Annotated in this window: 31 protein-coding genes and 1 tRNA gene; 7 read left to right on the top strand and 25 right to left on the bottom strand. The window is 53.9% G+C overall.

Features of this window, described 5'->3' with window-relative positions; translation table 11 throughout:
- Nucleotides 1–51: 51 nt before the first annotated feature.
- On the bottom strand, nt 52–927 hold the full coding sequence (gene dapA, locus D9N13_RS09640; protein WP_290588708.1) for a 4-hydroxy-tetrahydrodipicolinate synthase: 876 nt from the start codon (nt 925–927) through the stop codon (nt 52–54).
- A 262-nt stretch (nt 928–1,189) separates the two neighbouring features.
- Here dapA and D9N13_RS09635 point away from each other — a divergent pair, with 262 nt between their 5' ends.
- Nucleotides 1,190–1,717, top strand: a complete 528-nt coding sequence (locus D9N13_RS09635) for a glycine cleavage system protein R (protein WP_290588705.1) — start codon at nt 1,190–1,192, stop codon at nt 1,715–1,717.
- Between the two features lie 61 nt (nt 1,718–1,778).
- Complete coding sequence (locus tag D9N13_RS09630; RefSeq protein WP_290588702.1) at nt 1,779–2,249, top strand: peroxiredoxin; 471 nt, start codon at nt 1,779–1,781, stop codon at nt 2,247–2,249.
- A 17-nt stretch (nt 2,250–2,266) separates the two neighbouring features.
- Here the strand turns inward: D9N13_RS09630 and D9N13_RS09625 are convergent, their stop codons facing one another.
- Nucleotides 2,267–3,373, bottom strand: coding sequence for an AI-2E family transporter (locus D9N13_RS09625; RefSeq protein WP_290588700.1), 1,107 nt, complete (start codon nt 3,371–3,373; stop codon nt 2,267–2,269).
- Between the two features lie 33 nt (nt 3,374–3,406).
- On the bottom strand, nt 3,407–3,646 hold the full coding sequence (locus D9N13_RS09620) for a sulfurtransferase TusA family protein (protein WP_290588697.1): 240 nt from the start codon (nt 3,644–3,646) through the stop codon (nt 3,407–3,409).
- Between the two features lie 218 nt (nt 3,647–3,864).
- On the opposite strand from D9N13_RS09620, the gene D9N13_RS09615 reads away from it, so the two are divergent.
- Nucleotides 3,865–5,316 carry a M48 family metalloprotease gene (locus D9N13_RS09615; RefSeq protein WP_290589825.1) on the top strand — a complete coding sequence of 484 codons (1,452 nt, stop codon included), beginning with the start codon at nt 3,865–3,867 and terminating at the stop codon, nt 5,314–5,316.
- Nucleotides 5,317–5,322: 6 nt separating this feature from the next.
- Here the strand turns inward: D9N13_RS09615 and nadA are convergent, their stop codons facing one another.
- The 18 genes from nadA to D9N13_RS09525 form a co-directional block, all read right to left on the bottom strand.
- Complete coding sequence (gene nadA / locus D9N13_RS09610) at nt 5,323–6,381, bottom strand: quinolinate synthase NadA (protein ID WP_290588694.1); 1,059 nt, start codon at nt 6,379–6,381, stop codon at nt 5,323–5,325.
- 255 nt (nt 6,382–6,636) lie between these two features.
- A tRNA-Lys gene (locus tag D9N13_RS09605) sits at nt 6,637–6,712 on the bottom strand.
- Between the two features lie 141 nt (nt 6,713–6,853).
- Nucleotides 6,854–7,531, bottom strand: coding sequence for a 7-cyano-7-deazaguanine synthase QueC (gene queC / locus D9N13_RS09600; RefSeq protein WP_317622485.1), 678 nt, complete (start codon nt 7,529–7,531; stop codon nt 6,854–6,856).
- 1 nt (nt 7,532) lies between these two features.
- Nucleotides 7,533–8,177: a 7-carboxy-7-deazaguanine synthase QueE gene (gene queE, locus D9N13_RS09595; RefSeq protein WP_290588692.1), complete on the bottom strand. Its 645-nt coding sequence runs from the start codon at nt 8,175–8,177 to the stop codon at nt 7,533–7,535.
- A gap of 61 nt (nt 8,178–8,238) precedes the next feature.
- Nucleotides 8,239–9,063, bottom strand: a complete 825-nt coding sequence (ybgF, locus tag D9N13_RS09590; protein WP_290588689.1) for a tol-pal system protein YbgF — start codon at nt 9,061–9,063, stop codon at nt 8,239–8,241.
- Nucleotides 9,064–9,068: 5 nt separating this feature from the next.
- On the bottom strand, nt 9,069–9,605 hold the full coding sequence (gene pal / locus D9N13_RS09585; protein WP_290588687.1) for a peptidoglycan-associated lipoprotein Pal: 537 nt from the start codon (nt 9,603–9,605) through the stop codon (nt 9,069–9,071).
- An 80-nt stretch (nt 9,606–9,685) separates the two neighbouring features.
- Nucleotides 9,686–10,981, bottom strand: coding sequence for a Tol-Pal system beta propeller repeat protein TolB (gene tolB / locus D9N13_RS09580; RefSeq protein WP_290588684.1), 1,296 nt, complete (start codon nt 10,979–10,981; stop codon nt 9,686–9,688).
- Between the two features lie 30 nt (nt 10,982–11,011).
- Nucleotides 11,012–11,752 carry a cell envelope integrity protein TolA gene (gene tolA / locus D9N13_RS09575; protein ID WP_290588681.1) on the bottom strand — a complete coding sequence of 247 codons (741 nt, stop codon included), beginning with the start codon at nt 11,750–11,752 and terminating at the stop codon, nt 11,012–11,014.
- 3 nt (nt 11,753–11,755) lie between these two features.
- Complete coding sequence (gene tolR, locus D9N13_RS09570; RefSeq protein ID WP_290588678.1) at nt 11,756–12,193, bottom strand: protein TolR; 438 nt, start codon at nt 12,191–12,193, stop codon at nt 11,756–11,758.
- A gap of 17 nt (nt 12,194–12,210) precedes the next feature.
- Complete coding sequence (tolQ, locus tag D9N13_RS09565; protein ID WP_290589819.1) at nt 12,211–12,894, bottom strand: protein TolQ; 684 nt, start codon at nt 12,892–12,894, stop codon at nt 12,211–12,213.
- Nucleotides 12,895–12,920: 26 nt separating this feature from the next.
- Complete coding sequence (ybgC, locus tag D9N13_RS09560; protein ID WP_290588675.1) at nt 12,921–13,325, bottom strand: tol-pal system-associated acyl-CoA thioesterase; 405 nt, start codon at nt 13,323–13,325, stop codon at nt 12,921–12,923.
- Nucleotides 13,318–14,358, bottom strand: coding sequence for a Holliday junction branch migration DNA helicase RuvB (ruvB, locus tag D9N13_RS09555; RefSeq protein ID WP_290588673.1), 1,041 nt, complete (start codon nt 14,356–14,358; stop codon nt 13,318–13,320). The genes ybgC and ruvB overlap by 8 nt, the downstream gene beginning before the upstream one ends.
- Before the next feature lie 39 nt (nt 14,359–14,397).
- Nucleotides 14,398–15,006: a Holliday junction branch migration protein RuvA gene (ruvA, locus tag D9N13_RS09550; protein WP_290588670.1), complete on the bottom strand. Its 609-nt coding sequence runs from the start codon at nt 15,004–15,006 to the stop codon at nt 14,398–14,400.
- A 19-nt stretch (nt 15,007–15,025) separates the two neighbouring features.
- Nucleotides 15,026–15,550: a crossover junction endodeoxyribonuclease RuvC gene (ruvC, locus tag D9N13_RS09545; RefSeq protein ID WP_290588667.1), complete on the bottom strand. Its 525-nt coding sequence runs from the start codon at nt 15,548–15,550 to the stop codon at nt 15,026–15,028.
- 135 nt (nt 15,551–15,685) lie between these two features.
- Nucleotides 15,686–15,865, bottom strand: coding sequence for a hypothetical protein (locus D9N13_RS09540; protein ID WP_290588664.1), 180 nt, complete (start codon nt 15,863–15,865; stop codon nt 15,686–15,688).
- 183 nt (nt 15,866–16,048) lie between these two features.
- The gene (locus D9N13_RS09535) at nt 16,049–16,795 is read right to left on the bottom strand and encodes a YebC/PmpR family DNA-binding transcriptional regulator (RefSeq protein ID WP_290588661.1); all 747 of its coding nucleotides are present in this window, start codon (nt 16,793–16,795) and stop codon (nt 16,049–16,051) included.
- A 46-nt stretch (nt 16,796–16,841) separates the two neighbouring features.
- Nucleotides 16,842–18,611 (bottom strand): aspartate--tRNA ligase, encoded by a 1,770-nt coding sequence (aspS, locus tag D9N13_RS09530; RefSeq protein ID WP_290588659.1) that lies wholly within the window; start codon nt 18,609–18,611, stop codon nt 16,842–16,844.
- A gap of 40 nt (nt 18,612–18,651) precedes the next feature.
- A complete protein-coding gene (locus D9N13_RS09525) occupies nt 18,652–18,915 on the bottom strand; it encodes an FmdB family zinc ribbon protein (RefSeq protein WP_290588656.1) in 264 nt (87 codons plus the stop codon).
- A gap of 186 nt (nt 18,916–19,101) precedes the next feature.
- On the opposite strand from D9N13_RS09525, the gene D9N13_RS09520 reads away from it, so the two are divergent.
- On the top strand, nt 19,102–20,244 hold the full coding sequence (locus D9N13_RS09520) for an HD domain-containing phosphohydrolase (RefSeq protein ID WP_290588653.1): 1,143 nt from the start codon (nt 19,102–19,104) through the stop codon (nt 20,242–20,244).
- Nucleotides 20,245–20,403: 159 nt separating this feature from the next.
- Here the strand turns inward: D9N13_RS09520 and D9N13_RS09515 are convergent, their stop codons facing one another.
- Nucleotides 20,404–20,586, bottom strand: a complete 183-nt coding sequence (locus D9N13_RS09515) for a hypothetical protein (RefSeq protein ID WP_290588651.1) — start codon at nt 20,584–20,586, stop codon at nt 20,404–20,406.
- Between D9N13_RS09515 and D9N13_RS09510 the strand changes: the two genes are divergently transcribed.
- The 3 genes from D9N13_RS09510 to D9N13_RS09500 all read left to right on the top strand — a co-directional run bounded on the left by D9N13_RS09510 (nt 20,579) and on the right by D9N13_RS09500 (nt 23,429).
- The gene (locus D9N13_RS09510) at nt 20,579–20,878 is read left to right on the top strand and encodes an HU family DNA-binding protein (protein WP_290588648.1); all 300 of its coding nucleotides are present in this window, start codon (nt 20,579–20,581) and stop codon (nt 20,876–20,878) included. The genes D9N13_RS09515 and D9N13_RS09510 overlap by 8 nt on opposite strands.
- 205 nt (nt 20,879–21,083) lie before the next feature.
- Nucleotides 21,084–22,811, top strand: a complete 1,728-nt coding sequence (locus tag D9N13_RS09505) for a proline--tRNA ligase (RefSeq protein ID WP_290588645.1) — start codon at nt 21,084–21,086, stop codon at nt 22,809–22,811.
- Between the two features lie 27 nt (nt 22,812–22,838).
- Nucleotides 22,839–23,429 (top strand): lytic transglycosylase domain-containing protein, encoded by a 591-nt coding sequence (locus tag D9N13_RS09500; protein WP_290588641.1) that lies wholly within the window; start codon nt 22,839–22,841, stop codon nt 23,427–23,429.
- Here D9N13_RS09500 and D9N13_RS09495 read toward each other — a convergent pair.
- From D9N13_RS09495 to D9N13_RS09485, 3 genes are read right to left on the bottom strand one after another with little or no spacing between them, the layout of a single operon-like run.
- Entirely contained in the window at nt 23,426–24,373 is a 948-nt protein-coding gene (locus tag D9N13_RS09495) for a diguanylate cyclase (RefSeq protein ID WP_290588638.1), read from the bottom strand. The genes D9N13_RS09500 and D9N13_RS09495 overlap by 4 nt on opposite strands.
- Nucleotide 24,374: 1 nt before the next feature.
- Entirely contained in the window at nt 24,375–25,007 is a 633-nt protein-coding gene (locus D9N13_RS09490; RefSeq protein ID WP_290588635.1) for a histidine kinase, read from the bottom strand.
- Complete coding sequence (locus tag D9N13_RS09485; RefSeq protein ID WP_290588632.1) at nt 25,004–25,369, bottom strand: response regulator; 366 nt, start codon at nt 25,367–25,369, stop codon at nt 25,004–25,006. The genes D9N13_RS09490 and D9N13_RS09485 overlap by 4 nt, the downstream gene beginning before the upstream one ends.
- Between the last annotated feature and the right edge of the window lies 1 nt (nt 25,370).

The raw sequence follows: 25,370 nt of genomic DNA, 5'->3' as shown, positions 1-25,370 counted from the left end.
TCCGGGAACATTGTCGTTATTGGTTTACCCTGGGCCTGGTAAGGCCATGCACTACAGCAAGCCGGCCTGTTGCATGGCATCCCTGAGTGGCTGATGGAACTGCTCGGACAGCGGGGTCAGCGGCAGCCGAATACCTTCTTCCATCAGGCCCATTTGCTGCAAAGCCCATTTGACGGGGATGGGATTCGCCTCCAGAAACAGATTTTGATGAAGCCCCAGCAACGGCTCATTGATAACTTCCGCACGCGCCCGATCACCGGCGATGGCTGCCGCACACATGTCAGACATCGCTTTCGGTGCGACGTTCGCCGTGACCGAAATATTTCCTTTGGCGCCAAGCAGCATCAGCTCCATGGCCGTTGCATCATCGCCGGAGTACAACAGAAACTCGGGATCACACAATTCAAGAATTTCCCTGCCCCGCTGCAAATTCCCGGTCGCTTCCTTGATCGCCACCACATTTGGGTGGGTACTGATACGTTGCACGGTGGCAGGCAGCATATCGCAGACAGTGCGGCCGGGAACATTGTAAAGAATCTGTGGTATTTCCACAGCATCGGCAATGGCCATATGGTGGCGGTAAAGGCCTTCCTGGGTGGGTTTGTTGTAATAAGGTGCCACCAACAGGCAGGCGTCAGCGCCGGCCTGCTTGGCGGCCCGCGTCAGCTCGATGGCCTCGCGGGTGCAGTTGGCACCGGTACCGGCCACAATGGGGATTCGCCCGGCTGAGCGCTCAACAGTGAATTTGATTACGGCGCAGTGCTCGTCCACGTCCAGGGTCGCCGATTCCCCGGTGGTGCCCACCGCGACAATCCCGTTGGAACCCTGCTCAATATGCATGTCAATTAAGTTCGCCAGAGCTTCCCAATGAATGCTGCCATCAGCATGCATCGGAGTGACGAGCGCAACCAGGCTGCCGGTAATCATTTGCTGCTTTATCTCCACCTAAATTTGGCAAACCGGTATGGTACTGACGCGTGTTAACAATAACAAGCGGATACCGGCTGAGGGGCCCAAAATCTAAGGGTTTCAGGGGGTTTTACCGTCTTTCCCATTATTTGTAGCATTTTCAGCTAGTTGTTCCTAAATAGCGATGCTAAACTCAAATTCAGTTTTTAACCGGTTAAGAACACTGGACTTTTTGGAATACGCCCAATCAGTTCGTTTTTTGACCACTCAGGACTGAGCAATGCAAGAATACCTTGTCATTTCTGCTATCGGAGAGGACAAACCCGGTATCATCAACGGGCTCTCCCAAACCGCCACAGAAAGCGGTTGCAACATTCTGGACACCCGGATGACAGTGCTGGGCGGGGAATTTGCCCTGATCATGTTGATCAATGGCCTACCTGACCAAATCGCCACTGCTGAATCTTCCATCCCCCAGGCGGCAGAAGCGTTCGGCCTGACTACGATACTGAGACGCACCGCGCCACGGCGGGAAGCCGACGGATCACGCCCTTATTACATTTCCGTTGTTGCACTCGATCACCCCGGCATCGTGCGGGAAATTGCCGGCTTTTTCAGTGAACGCAAAATCAACATCGAAGAGATGGAAACCGGCACCTATGCCGCCGCCCATACCGGCAGCCCAATGTTTTCTCTGGAAATTGCAGTAAAAGTACCCGCAACAATCGCAATAGCACCCTTAAAAGAGGCTTTTATTGCTTTTTGTGATGAACGTAATCTGGATGCCACTATTGAACCGCGCCGTTAAGCCTGCGCATAAAGGCATTCAGATTAACCATAACAACCCATGCAAGGCTTAGGAGGAGTCAATGGCAATCGTCGAACTCGACAAACCGGTTCCGGATTTCGCAGCACAGGCTACCAGCCAGAAAGATGTTGTGCTCTCTAAACTCAAAGGCTGGAAAGTGGTTCTGTACTTTTATCCCAAGGACAACACCCCGGGCTGCACCACGGAAGGCCTGGATTTCAGGGATTACTATCAAGACTTCCTGAAAGCCAAAACCATGGTGTTCGGTGTCTCAAAAGACATCCTGAAATCCCATGAGCAATTCAAGGCGCAATACCAGTTTCCCTTTGAGCTGATATCCGATACCGACGCCTACCTGTGCCAGATGTTCGATGTCATACAACCACTGAACATGTATGGTAAACAGATACAGGGCGTTGAACGCAGCACCTTCCTCATTGACTCTAACGGGATACTGAGGCGGGAATGGCGCAAAGTAAGGGTCAATGGCCACGTAGAAGAAGTTCTGGAAGCAGCAGAAGCCATCAACTGATCGCTGCTTGCAGGCCCCTACAGCACGTCGGATCCCGGCCCATCGGTATCATTTGCCGGGGCCAGGCCAGGCAGGGGCTCCCGGGGCCAGGATGTAAATACTGCTTTCACCAGGGTGGCCAATGGAATGGCAAAAAACACACCCCACAATCCCCAAAACCCACCGAATACCAGCACCGCAGTGATAATAGAAACAGGGTGCAGGTTCACTGCCTCTGAAAACAGGATCGGTACCAATAGATTACCATCCAGCGCCTGAATGATACCGTAGGCTACCATCACCCACATGAATTCCGGGCCCCAGCCAAACTGGAAATAGGCGGCCACCGCCACCGGGATGGTCACCACCGTGGCGCCAATGTAGGGAACCACCACGCTCAAACCCACCAGCAAACCAAGCAATGCAGCATAATTCACGCCCAACACCACAAAAGCAATGTACGTCACACCACCGGTGATGATGATTTCCATGGCCTTACCTCGCACATAATTGGATATCTGCACATCCATTTCGCTCATAACGCGGGTAATAAAGGGGCGCTCCGCCGGCAGCAATCCCACCACAGCGGCAATCAGACGGTCCTTATCCTTGAGGAAAAAGAACACCAACAATGGCACCAGCACCAGAAATATCAATAATCCCATCAGGTTGGGAATGTTTGCCAGGGAGAAGGTCACCACTGATTCGCCCACGCTCTTCAGCGTCGTGGTGGTCATGGCGCTGATTTCCCGCACCCACTGCTCCGATACCAGGTCAGGGTAACGTTGCGGCAGCACATTCAGAAAGCTGTTGGCCTCGGCCAACATGCGGGGAACCTGCTCGTTGAGAAAGCGCACCAGCTGGCCCCAGGTCAGAGGCACCAGCACGAACAGAAATGCCATTTGCGCGGTCAGGAACAGCAGATAGGTAAGGATCAGGGCAAACAGCCAGGGCACGCTGCGTTTGACAAGATAGTTGATCAGCCCTTGCAGCAGATAGGCCAACACGATGGCAGTAAATACCGGCGCCAATACCTTGCCCATAGTCACGACAATGGTCAAACCGGCAGTCAGCAGCAGAATTAAAACCACCGCTTCCTTGTTGGAAAAATACTCTCTATACCAGTCACTAAATATCTGAAACATAGGCTGTTATGCTGATTCCTGCGGCGCGCTGCGCTAGGCGCGCTTTTCGATTATGAACAGAAAATTGCCGTCCTGCTCCGTTTGCTCATGAATGATATGGCCTACCATTCCGGTAAACGCTTCGAAATCCCGGAGTGATCCGGGGTCGCTGGTTTGCACCGCGATGATCTGCCCTATGTCCATTCGGTTCAGCTGTTGCTTCAGCTTCAGCAGAGGCAGCGGACAGTCCAGGCCGCGGGCATCCAGTTCAATATCGGGCAATGTCAAACTCATTACATTCCACTCAATCAAAAGTCGACAACACTATATACAAGGGCAGATAAGATTGATACCGCTCCCCCTAAGCGAATGATAATTTTGACTTTGTGGCGACAAAAACCATCTGCTACCCTGCTCATAAGTATTGCTTTCCAACGCCCCAGAGGCAAAACTTTTATGTTGATCACCGGTCAAAGCCATCAGACCTTCAGGAACGCAGCCCCACATTGATTATGACCAAGCAGTATTTTCGCAAGCCCATTGCCGGCCTGATGATTGTTGTCTGGCTGACAAGCCTCACGCTGCCTTCCTTTGCTGCCCCCCTTCCCGACCTGGGAGACGCCAGCTCGGCCATTGTCAGCCCGGACCAGGAATACCGACTGGGGCGGGCCTGGTTACGACAACTGCGAGCCCAGGTACCCTTGATTCATGACCCGCTGATCTACGATTACCTGTATAACCTGGTGTATCGCCTTGCCTCGGCCAGCGATATTGAGCGCCCGGACATCGCACTGGTGGTGATTAACAATGCTGCCATCAACGCGTTTGCAGTACCTGGCGGCGTAATGGGACTCAACGGTGGATTGTTATTAAATGCCCGCACCGAAGACGAAGTGGGCGGTGTGATCGCGCACGAGCTGGCCCACCTGAGCCAACGCCACTTCGCCAGGGGTGTGGAACGCTCGCAGCAAAACTCGTGGGCCGGCCTTGCCGCATTACTGGCCAGTATCGCCATTGCCGCCACCGCAGGGGGCGAAGCCGGTATGGCTGCATTAGCCACGACCCAGGCAGCCAGCATCGATGCCCAACTTCGCTTTAGCCGTGCCAATGAGCAAGAGGCCGATCGCATCGGCATGCAAACGTTGGTGCGGGCGGACATGAACCCCGCCGCCATGGCCGATTTCTTTGAGGCACTGCAAAGAAGCATGCGTTATTACGGAGACCTGCCACCCGAATTCCTGCTGACCCACCCGGTCACTGAATCCCGCATAACCGACGCCCGGGCACGAGCCGCCCAGCTGCCCGCCAAACCCAGCAGCGATTCACTGGAGTTTCATTTAATGAAGATGCGGGTTGAGGTGGAGTTCACCCGGGATGCCAGCGCCAAGATCAGTGATCTTGAAAACCAGAAACAGGAATCCACATCCTTTCTCGAAGTCACCGAATATGGCTTAAGCTGTGCCTATCTGAAAACCAACCAGTTGGATAAGGCACTGCAGTCCATCGATCGACTACTGAGCAGGCGCCCCACCCGAATTACCTACATTGCTTCCAAAGCAGAAATACTGAACAAAGCCGGTCAGTACGATACCGCCCTGCGTTTACTGGAAAAAGGCCTGGACTTCTCACCGGGCAATTATCCGCTGAGCGTGCTCTACGCCGACGCCCTGACCCTGGACAACCAGACCGACAAAGCCATCACAGTGCTGAGGGAACAACTGACCCAGTGGGAAGCCCAACCGCTGTTGTGGTTTATGCTGGCGGAGGCACACGGTAAAGCCGGCAATCGGTTGGGGGTTTACCAATCAAAGGCTGAATATTTCTATCTCTATGGCCAGACCACGAAAGCCATTGAGCAGCTCCAGTATGCCCTGCCATTGGCCCGTGATGACTTTCACGTCACCGCCCGCATCAGCGACCGTATTGCTGAAATGCAACACTCCATGCGCGACCTGGAAATCTAAGCAGATTTAAGCCGCGCCCTGCTTCATCCGCTTGAGTTGCTCGGAAAAAGCCAGCATTCGATTTAACGGCAGCATCGCCTGTTCAATTAACGCATCATCAACGCTGATTTCGTTATTGTGTTCTTTCAGTTCCAGCGCCAGGCTGTCCAGAGCGTTCATGGCCATCCAGGGGCAATGGGCACAGGAACGGCAGGTGGCACCGTTGCCGCCGGTGGGCGCTTCCAGAAAGCGCTTCTCCGGTGCCATTTGTTTCATCTTGTAGAAGATACCGCGGTCAGTGGCAACGATAAACGTCTCATTGCTCATGTTTTTAGCGGCGTTGATCAACTGCGATGTGGATCCCACCGCATCGGCCAGCTTCACCACTGCATCCGGTGATTCCGGATGCACCAGCACTGCGGCCCCGGGGTAAACCTTTTTCAGGTCTTCCACCCCTTTCGCTTTGAACTCCTCGTGTACAATGCAGGCGCTGTCCCACAACAGGACATCGGCTCCGGTTTCCCGTTGCACATAGGCGCCCAGATGCTTATCCGGAGCCCAGATGATTTTCTTGCCCTGCTTGTGCAGGTGTTCAATCAGCTCCACTGCAATACTGGAGGTAACCACCCAATCGGCACGGGCTTTCACCGCCGCTGACGTGTTGGCATAAACCACCACTTCACGATCCGGGTGCTGGTCACAAAATGCCGAGAACGCCTCCACCGGACAGCCCAGATCCAGTGAACAGGTGGCTTCCAGGGTGGGCATCAGTACCGTCTTTTCAGGGCTCAGTATCTTGGCCGTCTCGCCCATAAATTTAACACCGGCGACAATCAGCGTCTGGGCAGGATGATCCTTGCCAAAGCGTGCCATTTCCAATGAATCAGAAACACATCCGCCCGTTTCTTCCGCCAGTGACTGGATCTCGGGATCGGTATAGTAGTGGGCCACCAGAACCGCATTTTGCGCCTTTAACATTTCCTTAATCTGAGCGCGATATTCTGCTTTCTCTGCCTGGGACAGGTGCGATTGCAAATGACTGCCATCCAGATGATCTCTGACAAAATCGGCAACTGACGTATTCATGCTACTTAAACCTCCAGGATGCAGTTCCGGCATCACTTGGTAATCAATCTTTCCAGCCCTAACTACCCCTAAGCGGATTTGGGCAATCGGCAAGGTGGGGGCAAATAATACCATAACTGACGAACGAAGAACCTGACCCAAGCGCCTGACTATTTTTGTTTATATTGAGGCAAATAACCGGGAATCAACGCAATGCGGTTTGCCCGACAAAAACAAAAAAGGCCGCTTTGCATGACAAAGCGGCCTTTCGAAGAGTGGTGGGTCGTGCTGGATTCGAACCAGCGACCAATTGGTTAAAAGCCAACTGCTCTACCAACTGAGCTAACGACCCGTCAACGGATGCGTATATTACTGATTAAAAATTAAATCACAAGGATTTTTTTAATTTTTATGGCCTTGATTTTCATACGCTTTTTTGCGTCCAGCCAAGACCGTTCACCTCACTGACCAAAGCACCTGAAAAAACAGGGTTTTAACGATACGGGGTTGGATCGGCAACACCAGCCTGTTGAAACCCTTCTCGACGCAGGCGGCAGCTATCGCATTGACCACATGCCCGGCCCCTGGAATCGGCCTGATAACAGGAGACCGTCAAGCCGTAATCCAGCCCCAGTTGCAGGCCTTTCTGGATAATCTCTGCTTTCGACAAGTGCAGCAAAGGGGCTTCAATGGCCATGGGCCGCCCCTCTACCCCCCGGCGGGTGGCAAGATTCGCCAACCCCTCGAACGCGGAGATAAACTCTGCTCGACAATCCGGATAGCCGGAGTAATCCACTGCATTGACCCCGATAAAAATGGCATCCGCATCCAGCACTTCGGCCCAACCCAGCGCCAGCGACAGAAATATGGTGTTGCGGGCCGGCACATAGGTCACAGGAATACCCTCCGTGGGACCAAGGGGCACCTCGATCGAGCGGTCGGTTAACGCGGAACCACCAATATCCCCCAGATTAATGTGAATGGTTTTCAGCTCCATGGCACCAAGGGCATCCACCACCCGCCGGGCCGCCGCCAATTCCGATTCGTGACGTTGGCCGTAGTCAAAGGTTATGGCATAGCATTCATAACCCTGATGGCGGGCAATGGCCAGGCATGTCGCCGAATCCAGCCCACCTGATAACAACACCACCGCTTTTTTGATATCTGACATCTCAACGCCCCGGTTCATCCGACCACAGCAACTTGTGCAGTTGCAATTGAAAACGCACCGGCAGTCGATCTTCTACGATCCAATCTGCCAGATCAGCAGCCTTGATTTGCTGAAAACTTGGTGAAAACAACACATCGCCCACCCGCTCAGTCAAACCCAATTCATCGACTTTCATGCGGGCCCACTGGTAATCCTGACGACTGCAGATGACGAACTTCACCTGATCACGGCTTTTGAGCAAGGGAATGTTGTCCATTAGATTGCGATGGCTCTCTGCAGAATCCGGTGTTTTCAGGTCCAATACGATGCTGACCCTTGGATCGATACCCCGGATATCCAATGCCCCGCTGGTTTCCAGCGACACGTCATAACCGGCATCACACAGTTCCGTCAGCAGAACCCGGCACGCCGGTTGCGCCAGTGGCTCGCCGCCCGTCACCGTAATGTATTTCGGCGAATAGCGCGCAACCTCATCCAATATCTCCGAGATGGAGCGCATCTCACCACCGGAAAAGGCATAGGCAGTATCACAATATTGGCATCTAAGAGGGCAACCGGTAAGACGCACGAACACCGTCGGCAGCCCAATGGTGCGAGCCTCTCCCTGCAAAGAGTAGAAGATTTCAGTAATACGTAGCTGGGACACACCCTTCCCCGTTAATAGAAAACGGGCAATATTAACTCAAGCGTGTGGCGGATTACAGCGCCTACAGCGTTTTCACCAGATCCTGGGCCAATCTGGAGGCTGACTTGTCCGGGTACTGCTTGATCAGTTCGTTCAGGGTGCTTTTGGCTTTGCTGTTCTCGCCCTTGCTGGCGTAGAGCTTGCCCAACTTGTACATGGCATCAGGCACTTTCACATGGTCGCCGTGATTGGCCAGTAAATTGATAAAATGGCGCTTGGCCTGATCCAGGTCTACCGGGTCCGCCACCATATACAGCTCCCCCAGCCAATACTCACTGTATGGCGCGTACAAACCTGAGGGGGATTGCTGCAATAACTGCTGCAGAACCGCGATGGCTTCAATGTACTTGCCATCCTTGCGCAATTGACTGGCTTTTTCATACAGGGCCTTGTCATCCTGTTTGGCCGTGGACGAAGCACTGCCGCCCGACCCACGGGTGGCACCAGAGGGGGCACCGGACTGCATCTGATTGATGCGCATGTCGAGATCCAGATAGCGCTCCCGTTCCTGCTTCTGCATGATGTCGATCTGGTGTTTGAGCTCTTCCACCATTCCCCGCAGTTGCAGTACTTCCTGCTGCAGTTGCTGCATCTGGGACATAACATCCCATGACACACCCGAAGTGGCAGCAGACGGACTGCTATCCACAGCAGCACTGTAGGAAAACCCCGGATCGGCATCGCCATAATCATCGGCCACCACAGGTGGCTTACTGGCGCTCCTGGAGTTTTTGCTGGCAGGTTGAATGGTCGATTTGGAGTTGGAAGGCAGTGGTTCGTAGGGAGGAACGGCTGCTGCGATTGCAGCAACCGTGGATAGTGCCAGAACCAGTAACGATCGAAGCATCAATATCAGGGCGCTTCGGCGGTGTAGTTCAGCTCAGAACGGCGGTTTTGAGACCAGGAACTTTCATCATGGCCCAAGGCAACAGGACGCTCTTCACCGTAGCTGATGATTTCCAACTGGGAAGCCGATGCACCATTGGCAGCCAGGAAGCTGGCAGCAGCCTTGGCACGACGCTCACCCAATGCCATGTTGTACTCACGGGTGCCACGCTCGTCCGCATGCCCTTCCACACGAACACGGGCACCGGGATTCTGAGACAGGTACTGTGCATGGGCTTGCAGGGTCGCGATCGCATCGGGTCGGATATTGGCTTTGTCAAAATCGAAGTACACTACACGGTTTTCCAACGCTGGATTGGTAGGCTCTTGTGCAGCGCCATAAGTATCGTCCATCGTACCGCCGCTAACATCCTGGTCAGGTGCTTGCGTTGTTGTCCCAGCATCGGCTGGTTCAGCAGTGGTGTCTTCAGGGGTAGAGCTACAGGCAGAAATCGCAACAGCAGCAAACAGGGCTAACAGGGCATTACGGTTAAACATGGACATATTTGACTCCTAAGAGGGGTAACTCCTGGCAGATATTAGTGGTTCAGTTAAAGTTTTTAAACAGGCTTGCAACATTTTTTTTACATAAATGGCGACCAGGCAGGCTCTCGCACGTCTCCAACTCGCGACGGCAGTTTTACTTTTACCCTGCCATCCAGAGAGACTGCAGCAAGAACCCCTCGATTTTTATCCATTGTGGCGTAGATTATCATACTGGCATTGGGTGCAATACTCGGCGATTCATCCAGGTTCGTTTCAGTCAAAATATTAAACGTTCCCCGAACCAGATCTTTCACAGCAATGTGGAAGATACCGTTTGAGCGATGCACCATTGCCAGAAATCTACCATCCGGAGTCAGCGCCGGTCGCGCATTGTAGTTGCCATCGAATGTTAAGCGTTCAACCTTTCCAGAATCAAGATGTTGACGATAAATTTGTGGAGAACCGCCTCTTTCCGAGGTAAAAATGAGACTTTGTCCATCCGGCGACCAGGTTGGCTCCGTATCGATGGCATAGTGATTGGTGATTCGTTTCAATTTTCCATTGCTGAGATCCATGGTGTAGATCTCAGGGTTGCCGTCTTTTGACAGCACCATGGCCATACTGCGCCCATCCGGTGAGAACCGGGGTGCCCCATTCAAACCACTGAACCCGGTAATTTTCTTTTCCCGACCGTTTTTGGTATCCATGATGTAAATCGCCGGCCGCGTGCTTTTGAACGAGACATACGTGATATGGCGCCCATTGGGTGCCCAGCTGGGGGACAGAATAGGTTCGCTGGATTCCATCAAAATGCGCTCATTGTGGCCATCGACATCCGCCACATACAGACGGTAGCGCTGTACCCGCTTACCGGAATTGTTGAGGTATTCCATGGTGACATACACCATTTTGGTGGAGAACGCCCCCCGGATACCGGTCAACTGCTGGTACAGCACATCACTGATATGGTGAGAGAGCGCCCGCAGATCATTGCCGGTGGCAAACCATTTTTTGATAGAGCGCTGCTGGTAAACGTCAAAAAGCTGATAATCAACCCGGTACTTTCCGTCATTGGTTCCGCTCATGCGACCAATGACCAAATATTCGGCACCGTTGGTTTTGGACTGCCAATCCCGGAAGAAAACCTGACTCTCCTGGGTGGGCAGGCTCAGCATTTTGGAGCGTTCCAACGGCGCAAATTGCCCGGAGCGATGCAGATCGGCCGCCACAATGGCGGCCACATCCTCTGACAAACGGGGCCCGCTCCAGGCAAAAGGTACGATGGCGATGGACGTGGCATCGGTGATGCCTTCGGTAATTTCAATGATCAGCTCGGCCCGGGCTGGGGCTGAAAACAACACAAGCCAACACAGTATCGTTGTCAGGTATTTCATAGCTAGTCTCATACTCACCCTAATGTCAGGTTAATAGCGTAAATCATCCGGTTTGAAGCGCATTTTAAAGTTACGGAAATGCCGGTCAAACAGTTGCGGGTCCGGTGGCACACTGAAACGTCCAGCTTTCTGCACGGCCTGCACAGCTGCATTATCAAATGCGCTGTTGCCGCTGGAACGATCAATAACCACCGATTTTACTTCTCCACCGGGCAGCAGACTGATGCTCAGGGTCACCACCATACCATTTCGGGCACTGGGAGGCCGAGCCCAATAGCGTTTCATTGTCTGCTGAATAATGGCTTTATACTGCAGTATCTCGTCCAGTTGTTGCGCCGTTTCACTGGACTCGGCGGCGGGCATCGCTTCCGCCTCATCCTGTTTGATGGCCTCCATCTCCTGTTTCAGCAAATCGCTGAATGCCTCGGATGGCGCCTCTTTCGGTGCCGGCTTGGGCTCTTCCGGTTTCGGTTTGGGAGCCGGCTTGGGCTTTGGCTTCGCTGGTTCCGGCTTGGGTTTAGGCTTATCTGGCTTTGGCTTAGGTTTGGGTTTCGGCTTGGGTGCAGGCGCCGGTTTTGGCTTGGCCTGAGGTTTTGGCGCCACCTTCGGCTTTGGCTTTTCTACCACCACCGCCGTTACGTGCCTGGGCACAGGCTTCAGTTTGACTACCTCATCGGTGTCCGGCCAACTGAAAAACAGCAGCCCCACCACCATCGCATGGACCAGAAAGGCCTTAATCAGGGCAGAGATGTCCAGACCGGAAAAGGACAAGCGCTACTCCCTGGAACCGTTTTCGGTCACCAGCCCCACGTCATTCACCCCCGCCTGTTGCAGCGCTATCATCATGCGCATCACCAGGCCATAGGCCACCCGCTCATCCCCCTCCATCAAGACCGGGGTATCCGGCTTCTGCTTCTTCAGGGCGGCAACGGCTTCTACTATGTCCGGCAGCGCTTTGGGGGTTTGCTTGTCATCGGCGGTACTGATGAAATACTGGCCATTATGATTCACCGATACAATCACGTACTGCTGATCCTTTGGCAGCACCAGGGGTTCCGCATCGGCGTCCGGCAAATCCACTTTAATGCCGGATGTCATCATGGGAGCGGTGATCATGAACACCACCAGCAACACCAACATGACATCAATATAAGGCACCACATTGATTTCTGACATTGATTTGCGGCGCACGGTGGTTCGTTTCTGCGACATAGAACTTTACCGCCTCATCAAGCCTTGACTTCTGCTTCTGAAGAATGGGCCTTGCGATGCAGGATGCTGGAAAACTCATCCATAAAGGTTTCGTAATTGTGCAGTAATCGATCTACTTCCGCTGAAAAACGGTTATAGCTGATCACCGCGGGAATCGCCGCGAACAGACCGATGGCGGTGGCGATCAACGCTTCTGCAATACCAGGTGCCACCACTGAGAGAGTGGCCTGAGTTTCATTGGCCAACGCCAGAAAGGAGTGCATGATGCCCCATACCGTACCAAACAGGCCGATGTAGGGGCTGGTGGAGCCCACGGTCGCCAGGAACGGCAAATACATTTCCAGTTTCTCCTGTTCGCGCAGCAAAGCCACCCGCATGGAGCGTTCCGTACCGGCCATCACAGCTTCCGGGTCGCTGTGAGCACTCTTGCGCAGGCGGGCAAACTCTTTAAAGCCGGCGCGAAAGATATTTTCTTCGCCGCTGTAATGATTGGGCTCGGTATTCACCTGCACGAATAACCGGCTCAGATCCATACCGGACCAGAAACGTTCCTCAAAACCTTTAAGTGCTTTGCTGGTTTTCGACAGGGCGGACTGGCGTTGCCAGATCATGTACCAGGAAATCATGGACATAGTTAACAGTATCAGCATCACCAACTGCACCACCACGGAGGCATTGATGATCAAACTGACAACGGACATAGATTCCACGGGAGAGGGTCTCCTATTCAGGCCAAAACGGCGGCAAACTGTTGCTGTAATTGTTTTGGAATGGCGGCAGGCTTATGCCTGTCTGCATCAACACAGGCCACTTTCACACGGGCTTCACACATCAGGTCACGATCCCTGAACACCTGCTGCCGAAACAGGATATAAGTGCGGGCGATCTTCTCCACACCCGCCGTTACCCTGAGTTCATCATCAGCCCTGGCCGACTTACAATACTGGGCTTCCAGGCTGTGTACAACGAACTGCAGCCGATTTTTGAACAATTCTCCGAACTCGGAGCCCATTGTGCGCAACAGTTCCGTACGCGCCCGCTCCATAAACTTCAGATAATTGACATAGTAAACGATTCCACCGGCATCCGTATCTTCCAGATAGACCCGTACCGTAATGAAAAATTCACTCATCGTTAAAAAGATCCGGGGTGGGTGGCGAGGCTTCCCGCGGCGGATTCAAACCAAAATGCTGATACGCGGTACGGGTGGCCACGCGCCCGCGCGGGGTGCGCATCATGAATCCCTGTTGAATCAGGTAGGGTTCAATGACATCTTCCAGGGTACCGGATTCTTCACTGATGGCTGCCGCCAGGCTTTCAACCCCCACCGGCCCGCCGTCAAACTTTTCCATAATGGTGAGCAACAGGCGGCGGTCCATGGTATCGAAACCATGGGAATCCACTTTCAACATATCCAGGGCCCTGCACGCCACGTCGGCGCTCACCCGGCCATCACTTTTTACTTCGGCAAAATCACGCACCCGCCGCAGCAGGCGATTGGCAATCCGGGGTGTGCCACGGCTTCTGCGGGCGACTTCCACCGCACCTTCGTGCTCCATGGTCACACCCAGTATGGAAGCTGAGCGGGACACGATACGGGATAACTCCTCCACCGAATAGAACTCCAGGCGCTGCACAATACCAAAACGATCCCGCAAGGGTGAGGTCAGAAGGCCTGCCCGGGTGGTGGCCCCCACCAACGTAAACGGCGGCAAATCGATTTTGATGGAGCGTGCCGCCGGCCCCTCTCCGATCATGATATCCAGCTGATAATCTTCCATGGCGGGATAAAGAATTTCCTCCACCACCGGGCTCAGGCGGTGAATCTCATCCACGAACAGCACATCACCCTCTTCCAGGTTGGTCAATAACGCTGCCAGATCGCCGGCTTTTTCCAGTACCGGTCCGGAGGTGCTTTTCAGATTACCGCCCATCTCATTGGCAATGATATTGGCCAGAGTGGTTTTACCCAGCCCCGGAGGCCCGAAGATCAGGGTATGATCCAACGCTTCACTGCGCTGGCGCGCGGCCGAGATAAAAATATCCATCTGCTCTCGCACCGCTTCCTGTCCGGTGTAGTCGGCCAACGAGGTGGGCCGGATCGCTCTGTCGTGGGCATCCTCCCGGGAAGTCAGCGGTGATATCAAACGATCCGATTCAAGCATAGTGCTGTCGTTATGGCCTTGTAATATTCAATTACGCTGTCAGTTCACCATCCGTTTCAATGCCTGACGGATGATTTCTTCGCTTTTTAACCCATCAGCATCGATGGCCGCAATGGCTTTTGCCGCTTCCGTGGGTTTGTAACCCAAGGCGATCAGGGCGCTCTCTGCATCATTGATCTCGGCCCTTGGATTACGCTGTTGATTGCTCACCGGTGTCAGTTCCGGTTGCGGCGCCAAACCGGTGAAAGCCTTAACCCGATCCTGCATTTCAATCACCAGACGCTCAGCGGTTTTTTTACCCACGCCGGGCAATTTTACCAGGGTATGGGTATCGTGATCCTGAACACAACGCACGAATTCAGAGCCTTCCATGCCGGACAGAATGGCCAGCGCCATTTTCGGCCCGACGCCATTGACCTTGATCAGCAGCCGAAACAGTTCGCGCTCATCCTTCTCAAAAAAACCGTACAGCAATTGGGCATCTTCGCGCACCACAAAATGGGTATGCAGGATGACCTCTTTACCCACTTCGGGAATGCGGTAGAACGTGGTCATGGGTGCCTCCACCTCATAACCCACTCCCGCCACCTCCACCAGTAATACCGGTGCCTGCTTCTCGATAATGATACCTTTGATTCGTCCGATCATAGAAATGTCTTGTGGTTGGTCAACGGCGCATGCGCCCACGTCTCAGCTTACGGGCCCCCGCCATGCGAATCATGCCTTGTGTCATGTGGGTGTGACACACCGCCACCCCCAATGCGTCGGCAGCATCCGCCTGGGGTGCCCGCTCCAAACCCAGTAAACGACAGATCATGGCCTGTACCTGTACTTTGTCAGCCGCACCGGTGCCGACCACGGCTTGCTTCACCTGCCTGGCGGAATACTCGAAAACAGGAACATGATTAAACGTACAGGCGACGATGGCGGCCCCCCGCGCCTGCCCCAGCTTAAGCGCAGAATCGGCATTGCGAGCCATAAATACCTGCTCGACACCCACTTCCTGGGGCGAGTGGAGCTGAATGACTTCGTTGATGCCGCGGTAGATGATGTCCAGCTTCTCGCTCAGTGTCTCTGCAGACTGAGTCCGAATACAGCCGCTGTCTATATAGATGAGCCTGGAACCTTCCGCCGCGATCACGCCGTATCCGGTGACTCTTGAGCCCGGGTCAATGCCCAGCACGATGGCCATGAAAATGGGAATCCTGCTATCTGGATAGTTGAGGGTTAGTCTAGCAGCACTGGGTCACGAGTCGACCCTAAATTCCACTAATTTCATAAGTTTAGAAAAAAAAGCGGCACCCGGGGTGGTGCCGCTTAGGGGGGGTTACGCCATTTCAGGCGTTTTCTCGCGAGCACCCACGAGTCCGACAAATCCGATGGCGAGAACCAGAACCCATCCATACTCAACCAGAAACTCCCATTGCTCACCAGAGGCACCGCTCAACACCAAAGCCAACACCAGGCCGGTGGTCAGTGCGATGATCAACAGGTTGGTCAGTTTCATGGAGGTTACCTTTCTCGCTTGTTACTGCAATGTGTGGGTGGTCACGATTGGGATCAGTTTAAGGAGCGCAGCCTGAAATGGTTATGAAATATTACCAGCGGGTTTGTCGATTACTGCAGACACAAAAAAGGCCGCTTTGCAGAAAGCGGCCTTTTAGCTGGCGCATCCACTCGCCAGCGCGCCTCAGGTATCCATTTGCTCCATTAATTCCTGAGTAAAGTTGGCGTTGGTGTACACATTTTGAACATCGTCCAACTCTTCCAGCATGTCGATCATCTTCAGCACGGTGGTTGCGGTGTCCAGATCCATATCCACCTGCACAGAGGCCGCCATATTGATTTCCGCACCGGCCGATACCAGACCCGCCTCATCCAACGCGGATTTCACCTTGCCGAGATCCTCCCAGGCCGTAATCACTTCAATACTGCCATCATCCAGTGTGAGCACGTCTTCTGCTCCGGCCTCCAGCGCGGCTTCCAGCACTGACTCTTCATCCACCCCCGGTTCAAAGGTGATCTCGCCGCGCTTGGTAAACAGGTAAGCCACGGATCCGTCGGTACCCAGATTACCGCCGAACTTACTGAACGCATGACGCACTTCACCGGCGGTACGGTTACGGTTATCGGTCATGGCTTCAACAATGACCGCAACGCCCCCCACCCCATAGCCTTCGTAGGTCAGCTCGTCCAACTGACCGCCGTCATCCCCACCGGCACCCCGCTTCACGGCCCGCTCGATGGTCTCTTTGGTCATATTGGCCGCCAGCGCCTTGTCCATTGCCAGACGCAAGCGCGGATTGTCTTCGGGGGCAGCGCCGGAGCGGGCGGCAATGGTGATCTCCCGAATCAGTCGGGTGAATATCTTGCCGCGCTTGGCATCCTGAGCTGCCTTACGGTGCTTTATATTGGCCCATTTACTGTGACCGGCCATGGTTCGCTCCTTTACTGCTGTATCACTACGATCTATCGACGTCGGTTTACTGTTTTTCTTCCGCCTGGCGCAATCGAATGCCCACCTCACGCAGTTGCTTGGGGTCCACCGTGGAAGGTGCCGATGTCATTACGCAGGCCGCCGTCTGGGTTTTGGGGAAGGCAATCACATCACGGATTGAATGGGCGTCGGTCATTAACATGATCAACCGATCCAGGCCGAAGGCCAAACCACCATGAGGGGGGCAGCCAAACTTGAGGGCATCCAGGAGGAAACCAAACTTTTCATTGGCTTCATCGTCGCTGATGTTGAGGGCGCGAAACACCGTGCGCTGCATGTCCGGATCGTGGATACGAATGGAGCCTCCACCCAGTTCAGTGCCGTTCAGCACCATGTCATAGGCGCGGGACAGCGCCGCGCCGGGGTCTTTTTCCAGTATTTCAGGGTCGCAGGACGGCGCCGTAAAGGGGTGATGAATGGCATTCCATTTGCCGCTGTCGTCCTCTTCAAACATGGGGAAGTCCACCACCCAGAGTGGCGCCCATTGCCCCTGCACCAAATCCAGGTCGTGGCCCAGTTTGATGCGCAGGGCTCCAATGGATTCGTTCACCGTGGTGGCTTTGCCGGCGCCGAAGAATATAATGTCGCCGTCTTCTGCACCCAGCCGTGCCATCATTTCCATTACCACGTTGGTCATGTTTTTCACGATGGGCGACTGTAGCCCGTCAATGCCGTTGGCCAGCTCGTTAACTTTGATCCAGGCCAACCCCTTGGCCCCATAGATTCCCACATACTTGGTGTAATCGTCGATTTCCTTGCGGCTGAGCTTGGCACCACCTGGCACCCGCAGAGCGCAGACCCGCCCTTTGGGATCAGTGGCCGGCCCGGAAAACACCTTGAATTCAACCTGGCGCATTAGGTCGTCCACATCCACCAGTTCCAGCGGAATACGCAGATCCGGTTTATCGCTGCCGTAACGGGACATGGCTTCGGCATAGGGCATACGGGGGAATTCCGGCAAGTCTACACCCAGTTGTTCCTGGAACAACTTGCGCACCATGGTTTCCGCCACCCCCATGACATCCTCCTCATTCACAAACGAGGCTTCGATGTCGATCTGGGTGAACTCAGGTTGGCGGTCGGCCCGCAAATCCTCGTCGCGGAAGCACTTGGCAATCTGATAGTAGCGGTCCATACCGGACACCATCAGCAGCTGTTTGAACAATTGCGGTGACTGCGGCAAGGCAAAGAAGCTGCCGGGATGGGTTCGACTGGGCACCAGGTAATCACGAGCCCCTTCCGGTGTCGCTTTGGTCAGAATCGGTGTTTCCACATCCAGAAAGCCTTGCTGATCCAGAAAGTTGCGGATCGCCGTGGTTACCTTGGAGCGAAATGCCAAGCGCTGCTGGATTTCAGGGCGGCGCAAATCCATATAACGATACTTGAGACGAACATCCTCCCCCACATTGGTATGCTCATCCAACTGGAAGGGTGGTGTTTCCGAGGCATTCAGTATTTCCAGCTCCTTACCCAGCACCTCGATCATGCCGGTGGGCATTTCCGGGTTGGTGGTTCCCTCCGGGCGATGGCGCACCCGCCCGGTGAGACGGATAACGAACTCGCTGCGCACCCGGTCGGCCCGGGCAAACGCCTCTTCGGTGTCTGGATCCACCACTACCTGGGCTATTCCTTCACGATCACGCAGATCCAGAAATATAACGCCCCCATGGTCGCGGCGACGGTGTACCCAGCCGCAGAGCGTTACGGTTTGGTCGATGTGAGATTCGTTGAGATGGCCACAGTAATGGCTTCGCATAACTAAAATACCTGTTTAATTCGTCTGTATGTAATGTGAATCAGCTGGCCGATGGGCTGGCGGGCTTGTCAGCGGGCTTGGTGGCACCGCCACTATCCTGATTGGTCAGGTTCTTTTTCTTTCCGGTCTTAAAATCGGTCTCGTACCAACCTTGACCGGAGAGGCGAAAACCGGCCGCGGAAATCCGCTTTTTCAGCGTACTTTGCTTGCATTGCGGGCACTCCGTCAGGGCTGCATCGCTCATTTTCTGGATCGCTTCCAGCTCATGTCCGCAGGACTGGCACTGATACTCATAAATCGGCATAACCAAACACCTCGAGCAAAAACCTATAACTATTTGATTTGAATAGATTTAAAGACGGAGGCCCGGTGATAACCCACCCCCATCTGGAAAAAGGGGCCACATTATAGCGGGTTGCCGCGCTTTTGGCAGCACTGGCGCCAACCGTTCAACGCCTATACTGAAATAAATACCCGAGGGAGAAATGCAATGGCCGGCCACATGCGAGACGATGAGTTCCAACGCGACCTGATGGAAGACTTCTTTCTGGATTTTCAGGAGGCTCACCAACATTGTGAAAACGCCCTCATCGACCTGGAGCACGATCCCGACAACAATACCCTGCTGAATGATCTTTTCCGCTCGGTCCATACCATAAAAGGCAACCTGATCTATGTGGGCCTGCGGGAACTGTCACCCCTTTTGCAAAGTGTCGAAGACGTTCTGGATGCTATTCGCCAGGGCCGGGTGCATTACGATACTCTGCTCAGCGACATCATTCTGCTGGCCATGGACACCACCCACCGCCTGGTGGTGTCCAGCATGGAACGCACAGCGCCCCCCCTTACTGAGACCCAATTAAGCACGCTGTGTAACCACATCAGTGAGGCGGCCTCCCAGGATGAGCAAGCCCGTTACTCTGCCATTCGAACGGCGCTGGGCATCATGGCACCGGACACCATCCCCGATGACCACAAGCCACTGCCCAGGAATACAACCAAACCGCTGCCGATACCCCATGACAGCGATACCGTACTGAAGCAGTTTGGCGTGGAATCGAACGACGATTTACGCTTTTTCCAAAAACTGAGCGCTCCGCTGGAAGAACGCTCGCAATACTGGCAAGGGCGCACCGTCCGCATGCTGCAATTAGCCCTGGCCATGAACCAGCATGCGGGAAAACCGGTTGAACCGGACCAACTGGCGGCCGCCGTTTACACCCACGATATCGCCATGGCGTTTCTACCTCTGGAAATCCTGCACAAAACCACACCACTCAATGCCGAGGAAATGTCCCTTCTACGCTCTCATACGCAACAGGCCTTTACTCTGATTTCAGCAATGAAACGTTGGGATCAGGCCAGCTATATTGTGCTCGAACATCATGAACGGGAGGATGGCCTGGGCTATCCCGCCGGCCTGACCGGTGCACACATTTGCCCCGGCGCAAAAATTCTGGCCATCGTGGACGCATTCGAAGCCCGCACCCATGAACGAGCTTACAGCACCAATTTGAAGCGGCCATTCGTGCGTGCGGTGCTGGAAATCAATCGTTGTGCAGGCACCCACTTTGACCCCAACTGGGTCAATGTATTTAACGAAGTGGGCCGATCCCTGCAGCCAGACAGTTAAAATCTCGATTATTTTGCGTTTTACCCTATAAAAACAGGCAAAAAGTGCATTTATTTACTTGCTAGTCCTAATTTTAGGATCAATAATTATGCGCGACAGCTCGAACTGTTGCTGCGATTGCCTTTGTTCGGGAATTCATTCCCGCACAGCAATTCAACATCAGGACTTGCCATAACTAAAATCAAAGGAAGCAATCATGCCTGCAAAGAAAAAAGCTCCTGTAAAGAAAGCTGCCGCAAAAAAAGCGCCAGCCAAGAAGGCGCCAGCCAAAAAAGCAGCTGTTAAGAAAGCTGCAGCGCCAGCTGCCCGCAAAGTGACAGCCGCAAAAGAAGCAATGACCAAAACCCAGATCCTCAACACCATTTCAGAGAACACTGAATTGAGCCGCAAACAGGTTCAGTCTGTACTGGATGAGCTGGGTGTGCTGATTGAATCCCATGTTAAGCCGCGCGCAGTCGGCAACTTCACCATCCCGGGCCTGATGAAAATCATGGTGACCCGGAAGCCTGCCACCAAGGCACGTAAAGGGATCAACCCCTTCACCGGTGAAGAAACCGTGTTTAAAGCCAAGCCGGCCCGCAACGTTATCAAGGTTCGCCCCTTGAAAAAGCTGAAAGACATGGCTGAGAAATAAGAAACAAGGGGCGCAAGCCCCTTTTTCTTTGCCCGTCTTCTTTGCTCATCAAAAACCGCTGCCTATCCTTGGATGTCGGGGTGGCCGCCCTGCCCTCGCCGAATGAACCATCTTCTGCCAACCGCCTTTATTGTTATGCACCGCAACAAGCCTTAAAATCAGGGCCCAAGCTGCTTTCACACACTAGAGGTTGAGAATTCCCCTGATGAAAACCACTGAATACCTGCTCGCCACCCTGCGGGAGACCCCTGCCGACGCCGAAGTGATCAGCCACCAGCTCATGCTCCGAGCCGGCATGATCCGCAAGCTGGCTTCCGGCCTTTATACCTGGCTACCCCTTGGCTTGCGCGTTCTGCAGAAAGTGGAAAACATCATTCGGCAGGAAATGAATAAATCCGGCGCCATGGAAGTGCTGATGCCGGTGGTACAACCCGCAGAGTTGTGGCAGGAATCACAGCGTATGGATGCGTACGGCCCCGAACTGCTACGCCTGCAGGACCGCCATCAGCGGGATTTTGTCCTGGGCCCAACCCACGAAGAAGTCATCACGGATCTGGTGCGCAATAACATTCAGAGCTACAAGCAGCTGCCCTGCAATTTCTACCAGATTCAAACCAAATTCCGGGATGAAATCCGCCCCCGTTTCGGCATCATGCGCTCCCGCGAGTTTATTATGAAGGATGCCTACTCTTTCCATATCGATGAAGCTTCATTGCAACAGACCTACAACGTCATGTATGACACCTACAGCAGTATCTTCACTCGCCTGGGCCTCGATTTTCGTCCGGTACTGGCGGATACCGGCAGCATCGGCGGTAACAGCTCCCATGAATTTCATGTGCTGGCCGATTCCGGTGAAGACGACATCGCCTTCAGCAACAACAGTGACTACGCCGCCAACGTGGAAATGGCTGAAGCGCTGACCATTGGGGACAGCCGCCCCGCACCCGGCGCCGCACTGGAAAAAGTCCCCACTCCCAACCAACACAGTATTGACGAGGTATCCGCGTTTCTTCAGGTGCCTCCCCAGGCAATAGTAAAAACCCTGGTGGTGCAGGGTAGCGCTGATGCCGGTGCCCCAGCCAACCTGGTGGCTCTGGTGCTGCGGGGCGATAAGGCATTAAACGACATTAAGGCCGAGAAGCACCCCCTGATTGCCGCTCCCCTGACGTTCGCCAGTGACGAGGAAGTAGAACAGGCTCTGGGCTGCAAGCCCGGCTCCATCGGCCCTTTGAAAATGAATATTCCGGTGATCGCCGATCGCAGTGTTATCAATATGGCGGATTTTATCTGCGGTGCGAACGAAGATGGTTTTCACCTGACCGGTGCAAACTGGGACCGTGATGTGTACTTTGACGATGTGGCCGACCTGCGTAACGTGGTGGAAGGTGATCCCAGCCCGTGCGGCAATGGCGAGCTGAGTATCAAACGCGGCATCGAGGTGGGTCATATTTTCCAACTGGGTACCAAATACAGCGAGGCCCTCAAAGCCGGGGTGCTGGATGAGCACGGCAAGAACCATGTTATGCCCATGGGCTGTTACGGTATCGGTGTTACCCGCGTGGTCGCCTCGGCCATTGAACAGAATCACGACCGGTTCGGCATCATCTGGCCCGATGCCATCGCCCCGTTCCAACTGGCCATCGTGCCACTGAACAATCACAAATCGCCCGCTGTGCAGGAGACGGCAGATTCCCTCTACAGGCAATTTACCGATTTGGGCATTGAGGTCCTGTTAGACGATCGCAAAGAAAGGCCCGGGGTCAAGTTTTCCGATATCGAACTGATCGGTATTCCCCACCGCATTGTCATCAGCGATCGTGGCATCGAGGAAGGCGCCTATGAGTACAAGCACCGGCGCGAGAACGACAAAATCAGCGTGCCCGCCAGTGAGGTGATCCAGTTCATACAGTCGCAGATCAACCCTGCCTAAGACGGAAAAACAGCTAACATTTACCATATGAACACGGCGGCTCATTTTCTAACTCAGTTTGTTTTTCTGGTGCTCCTGCAGACGGCATCCGCTGTCTGCTTTGCTGCCACCACAGAGCGCCCGGACCAGGAAACGCGCTTGCTGTTGCAACAGACCATCACCAAGGCCAATAGCTTCAAGGATCGTTTCGATGCCGAGGTATGGCTGGTGGACATGGATCGGCGGCTGTCCCGTTACATTAAGAATCCCCAGGAGCGGATGCAGATTCTGCATCTGGTGCATACCGAATCTCATCGTTTTGAGCTGAAACCGGAAATGGTGTTGGCGGTGATGCATGTGGAAAGCCTGTTTGACCGCTACGCGGTATCGCGGGTTGGTGCCCAGGGCCTGATGCAGGTAATGCCGTTCTGGAAAGAGGAAATCGGCACCGGCGACGACAACCTCACCGACATTGCCACCAACATTCGTTATGGCTGCGCTATCCTGAAAACCTATCTCAAACGCGAGCAGGGCAATATGATGAGGGCACTGGCACGCTATAACGGCAGTGTGGGCAAAACCTGGTATCCGGAAAGGGTTTTCAATGCCTGGGAACGCTACTGGTTTGTAAAATACTAGGCGTCCAAAATCACCCGGTTACGACCTGCCTGCTTGGCTTTGTAGAGTGCCTCGTCTGCTTTAGCGATCATATCTTCAGCATTGGAAAACGTAGCAGAAAATTCAGCCACACCAATACTGATGGACATGGCAATCTGTAACTTTTCAAAGCTGACCAGCGTGGATTCCACTGATTGGCGCAACCGCTCCGCCACCACCATGGCACCGGGGCCACTGGTATCGGGCAGGATAATCCCGAATTCCTCGCCGCCATACCGCCCCGCCACGTCCGATTCACGCAACGAATCCCGCACCAGGTCCGCCACCTTGATCAGAACAGCATCACCGGCCAGATGCCCATAGGTATCGTTAATCGATTTAAAGTGATCAAGATCAAACAGCAGCAGGCTCATGGGATGCTTGTAGCGCCGGGCCCGACTGAACTCCTCCACCAAGCGGGATTGCCAGTGAGCACGGTTGAACAACTGGGTAAGCCCATCCAGGCGGCTGGCCTCCTCCAGCTTGACCATGGCCGCCTGGTGCATGGTGCGATAAATGGCGGTGTCTGTGCAATCAAACAACACAATGCACACACTTTCCACATCTCCATCCGCATTCTTGATGGGCATCAGCGTCATGTCCTGACACATGAACTCCATGCCACTGGTAACCGGGCGGTGATGACGAAACGGGAACAAATGAGAGCGTTGCTCCCATGAGGTGAAGGCAAAATTCTTCAACATGAAAACGCTGTTAACTTTGCGGGCAAACCAGCGTTCAGGCAGATCAGGGAAGCTCTCGAACAGATTTTTACCCACCACCTGTTCGGCAGAAAGGCCACTGTTAGAGGCCATAAAACTGTTCCACAGCAGCACTTCATGATCTTTATTGAGAATGAAAACGCCAATGTTGACTCGATCAACGATGAATTCAAGCAACTCTTTTGAGGCGTCAAAGTGGGTCAATTCAGAGATCTTCCAGCAAACGATCCAACGCCTGCTTGACCACCTGAATGGACTCGCCAGGCATCAGTAAAAACATGGTGCAGCTGAAGGATCGGTCCTCCAGCGTATAGGATATTTCAACCAACAGGGCATGATCCCAACTGGCTTGTTCATGCTCCAACAGCTGTGAGATGGGAAGATGCTGCCCCATGATGGTGGGCGGAGAAAACCCCAGTTCAGCCTCCATTTGTTCGCCGACACCATTCAGACAGGCGCCGTTGAGAATGTTGGTGATATCCAGCAAAAGCTCTTTCTCGCTTTCTGACGTCAACTCATCATCGTAGGCCAACAGATCCGCCATTTCTTTGAATGAGCTATCGGTAAAGACGACAATGGCTTCACCACGAATGCCGCTGCCGGTATCCAGCTGGTAAAAGCCCTGACTGACACCGGAAACCGGAACCAATGCTCCGCCTACCATGGCCTCCAGCTCGTCGTTCAATTCCTGTCGAGCCACCAGCCGGATGCGGGGTACCGAAAGGTGAATAAATACTTCGAGAAAACGCGCTAACGAATCCCCCGCCTGCCCCATGGCTACATTGACCACTTCCTGCAAACAATCCCGTTGATCTTCTGTTAAGGCCAAATCGTTCATATCAGACCATATTTCCTCAGCACATCCTGAAGCTTCTTACCGTCCACCGGCTTCTTGATAAAATCCAGTGCACCCAAGCTCATGACCCGCTCTCTGGCTTCAGGTTGTATGTCGGCAGATATCACGATAATGATGCATTTGTGCCCCTCCTCCCTGACGACCTTCAATACGCCGTAACCATCCAGCTCCGGCATGGTCAGATCAAGAAACACCATTTCCCCTTTCCCCGCGCGGATCGCCTCTATGCCTTCCACTCCATTGGTTGCCATGGTGATATCTACATCCCAATCTTCCGGCAACGAGCGCCTGACCTGTTTACGCGCCATGGCTGAATCGTCGCAAATTAACAGTGGTATGGACATG

This window comes from Ketobacter sp. GenoA1, from assembly GCF_003671475.1.
In the GTDB taxonomy this organism is placed as follows: Bacteria; Pseudomonadota; Gammaproteobacteria; order Pseudomonadales; family Ketobacteraceae; genus Ketobacter.
Note: the sequence above shows the minus strand (reverse complement) of the source record. Positions and strands in the feature narration are given on the sequence as shown.

What these genes read in the sequence shown, in the direction of transcription:
- D9N13_RS09485 (WP_290588632.1), bottom strand. Translation starts at nt 25,369, where the DNA reads ATGTCCATACCACTGTTAATTTGCGACGATTCAGCCATGGCGCGTAAA.
- dapA (WP_290588708.1), bottom strand. Translation starts at nt 927, where the DNA reads ATGATTACCGGCAGCCTGGTTGCGCTCGTCACTCCGATGCATGCTGAT.
- D9N13_RS09490 (WP_290588635.1), bottom strand. Translation starts at nt 25,007, where the DNA reads ATGAACGATTTGGCCTTAACAGAAGATCAACGGGATTGTTTGCAGGAA.
- D9N13_RS09625 (WP_290588700.1), bottom strand. Translation starts at nt 3,373, where the DNA reads ATGTTTCAGATATTTAGTGACTGGTATAGAGAGTATTTTTCCAACAAG.
- queC (WP_317622485.1), bottom strand. Translation starts at nt 7,531, where the DNA reads ATGTCAGATATCAAAAAAGCGGTGGTGTTGTTATCAGGTGGGCTGGAT.
- D9N13_RS09510 (WP_290588648.1), top strand. Translation starts at nt 20,579, where the DNA reads ATGACCAAAACCCAGATCCTCAACACCATTTCAGAGAACACTGAATTG.
- D9N13_RS09630 (WP_290588702.1), top strand. Translation starts at nt 1,779, where the DNA reads ATGGCAATCGTCGAACTCGACAAACCGGTTCCGGATTTCGCAGCACAG.
- D9N13_RS09505 (WP_290588645.1), top strand. Translation starts at nt 21,084, where the DNA reads ATGAAAACCACTGAATACCTGCTCGCCACCCTGCGGGAGACCCCTGCC.
- tolR (WP_290588678.1), bottom strand. Translation starts at nt 12,193, where the DNA reads ATGTCGCAGAAACGAACCACCGTGCGCCGCAAATCAATGTCAGAAATC.
- D9N13_RS09635 (WP_290588705.1), top strand. Translation starts at nt 1,190, where the DNA reads ATGCAAGAATACCTTGTCATTTCTGCTATCGGAGAGGACAAACCCGGT.
- D9N13_RS09535 (WP_290588661.1), bottom strand. Translation starts at nt 16,795, where the DNA reads ATGGCCGGTCACAGTAAATGGGCCAATATAAAGCACCGTAAGGCAGCT.
- nadA (WP_290588694.1), bottom strand. Translation starts at nt 6,381, where the DNA reads ATGAATACGTCAGTTGCCGATTTTGTCAGAGATCATCTGGATGGCAGT.
- D9N13_RS09520 (WP_290588653.1), top strand. Translation starts at nt 19,102, where the DNA reads ATGGCCGGCCACATGCGAGACGATGAGTTCCAACGCGACCTGATGGAA.
- ruvC (WP_290588667.1), bottom strand. Translation starts at nt 15,550, where the DNA reads ATGGCCATCGTGCTGGGCATTGACCCGGGCTCAAGAGTCACCGGATAC.
- D9N13_RS09525 (WP_290588656.1), bottom strand. Translation starts at nt 18,915, where the DNA reads ATGCCGATTTATGAGTATCAGTGCCAGTCCTGCGGACATGAGCTGGAA.
- D9N13_RS09615 (WP_290589825.1), top strand. Translation starts at nt 3,865, where the DNA reads ATGACCAAGCAGTATTTTCGCAAGCCCATTGCCGGCCTGATGATTGTT.
- D9N13_RS09620 (WP_290588697.1), bottom strand. Translation starts at nt 3,646, where the DNA reads ATGAGTTTGACATTGCCCGATATTGAACTGGATGCCCGCGGCCTGGAC.
- pal (WP_290588687.1), bottom strand. Translation starts at nt 9,605, where the DNA reads ATGTCCATGTTTAACCGTAATGCCCTGTTAGCCCTGTTTGCTGCTGTT.
- ybgC (WP_290588675.1), bottom strand. Translation starts at nt 13,325, where the DNA reads ATGAGTGAATTTTTCATTACGGTACGGGTCTATCTGGAAGATACGGAT.
- ybgF (WP_290588689.1), bottom strand. Translation starts at nt 9,063, where the DNA reads ATGCTTCGATCGTTACTGGTTCTGGCACTATCCACGGTTGCTGCAATC.
- aspS (WP_290588659.1), bottom strand. Translation starts at nt 18,611, where the DNA reads ATGCGAAGCCATTACTGTGGCCATCTCAACGAATCTCACATCGACCAA.
- D9N13_RS09500 (WP_290588641.1), top strand. Translation starts at nt 22,839, where the DNA reads ATGAACACGGCGGCTCATTTTCTAACTCAGTTTGTTTTTCTGGTGCTC.
- tolB (WP_290588684.1), bottom strand. Translation starts at nt 10,981, where the DNA reads ATGAAATACCTGACAACGATACTGTGTTGGCTTGTGTTGTTTTCAGCC.
- tolQ (WP_290589819.1), bottom strand. Translation starts at nt 12,894, where the DNA reads ATGTCCGTTGTCAGTTTGATCATCAATGCCTCCGTGGTGGTGCAGTTG.
- D9N13_RS09540 (WP_290588664.1), bottom strand. Translation starts at nt 15,865, where the DNA reads ATGAAACTGACCAACCTGTTGATCATCGCACTGACCACCGGCCTGGTG.
- ruvA (WP_290588670.1), bottom strand. Translation starts at nt 15,006, where the DNA reads ATGATCGGACGAATCAAAGGTATCATTATCGAGAAGCAGGCACCGGTA.
- ruvB (WP_290588673.1), bottom strand. Translation starts at nt 14,358, where the DNA reads ATGCTTGAATCGGATCGTTTGATATCACCGCTGACTTCCCGGGAGGAT.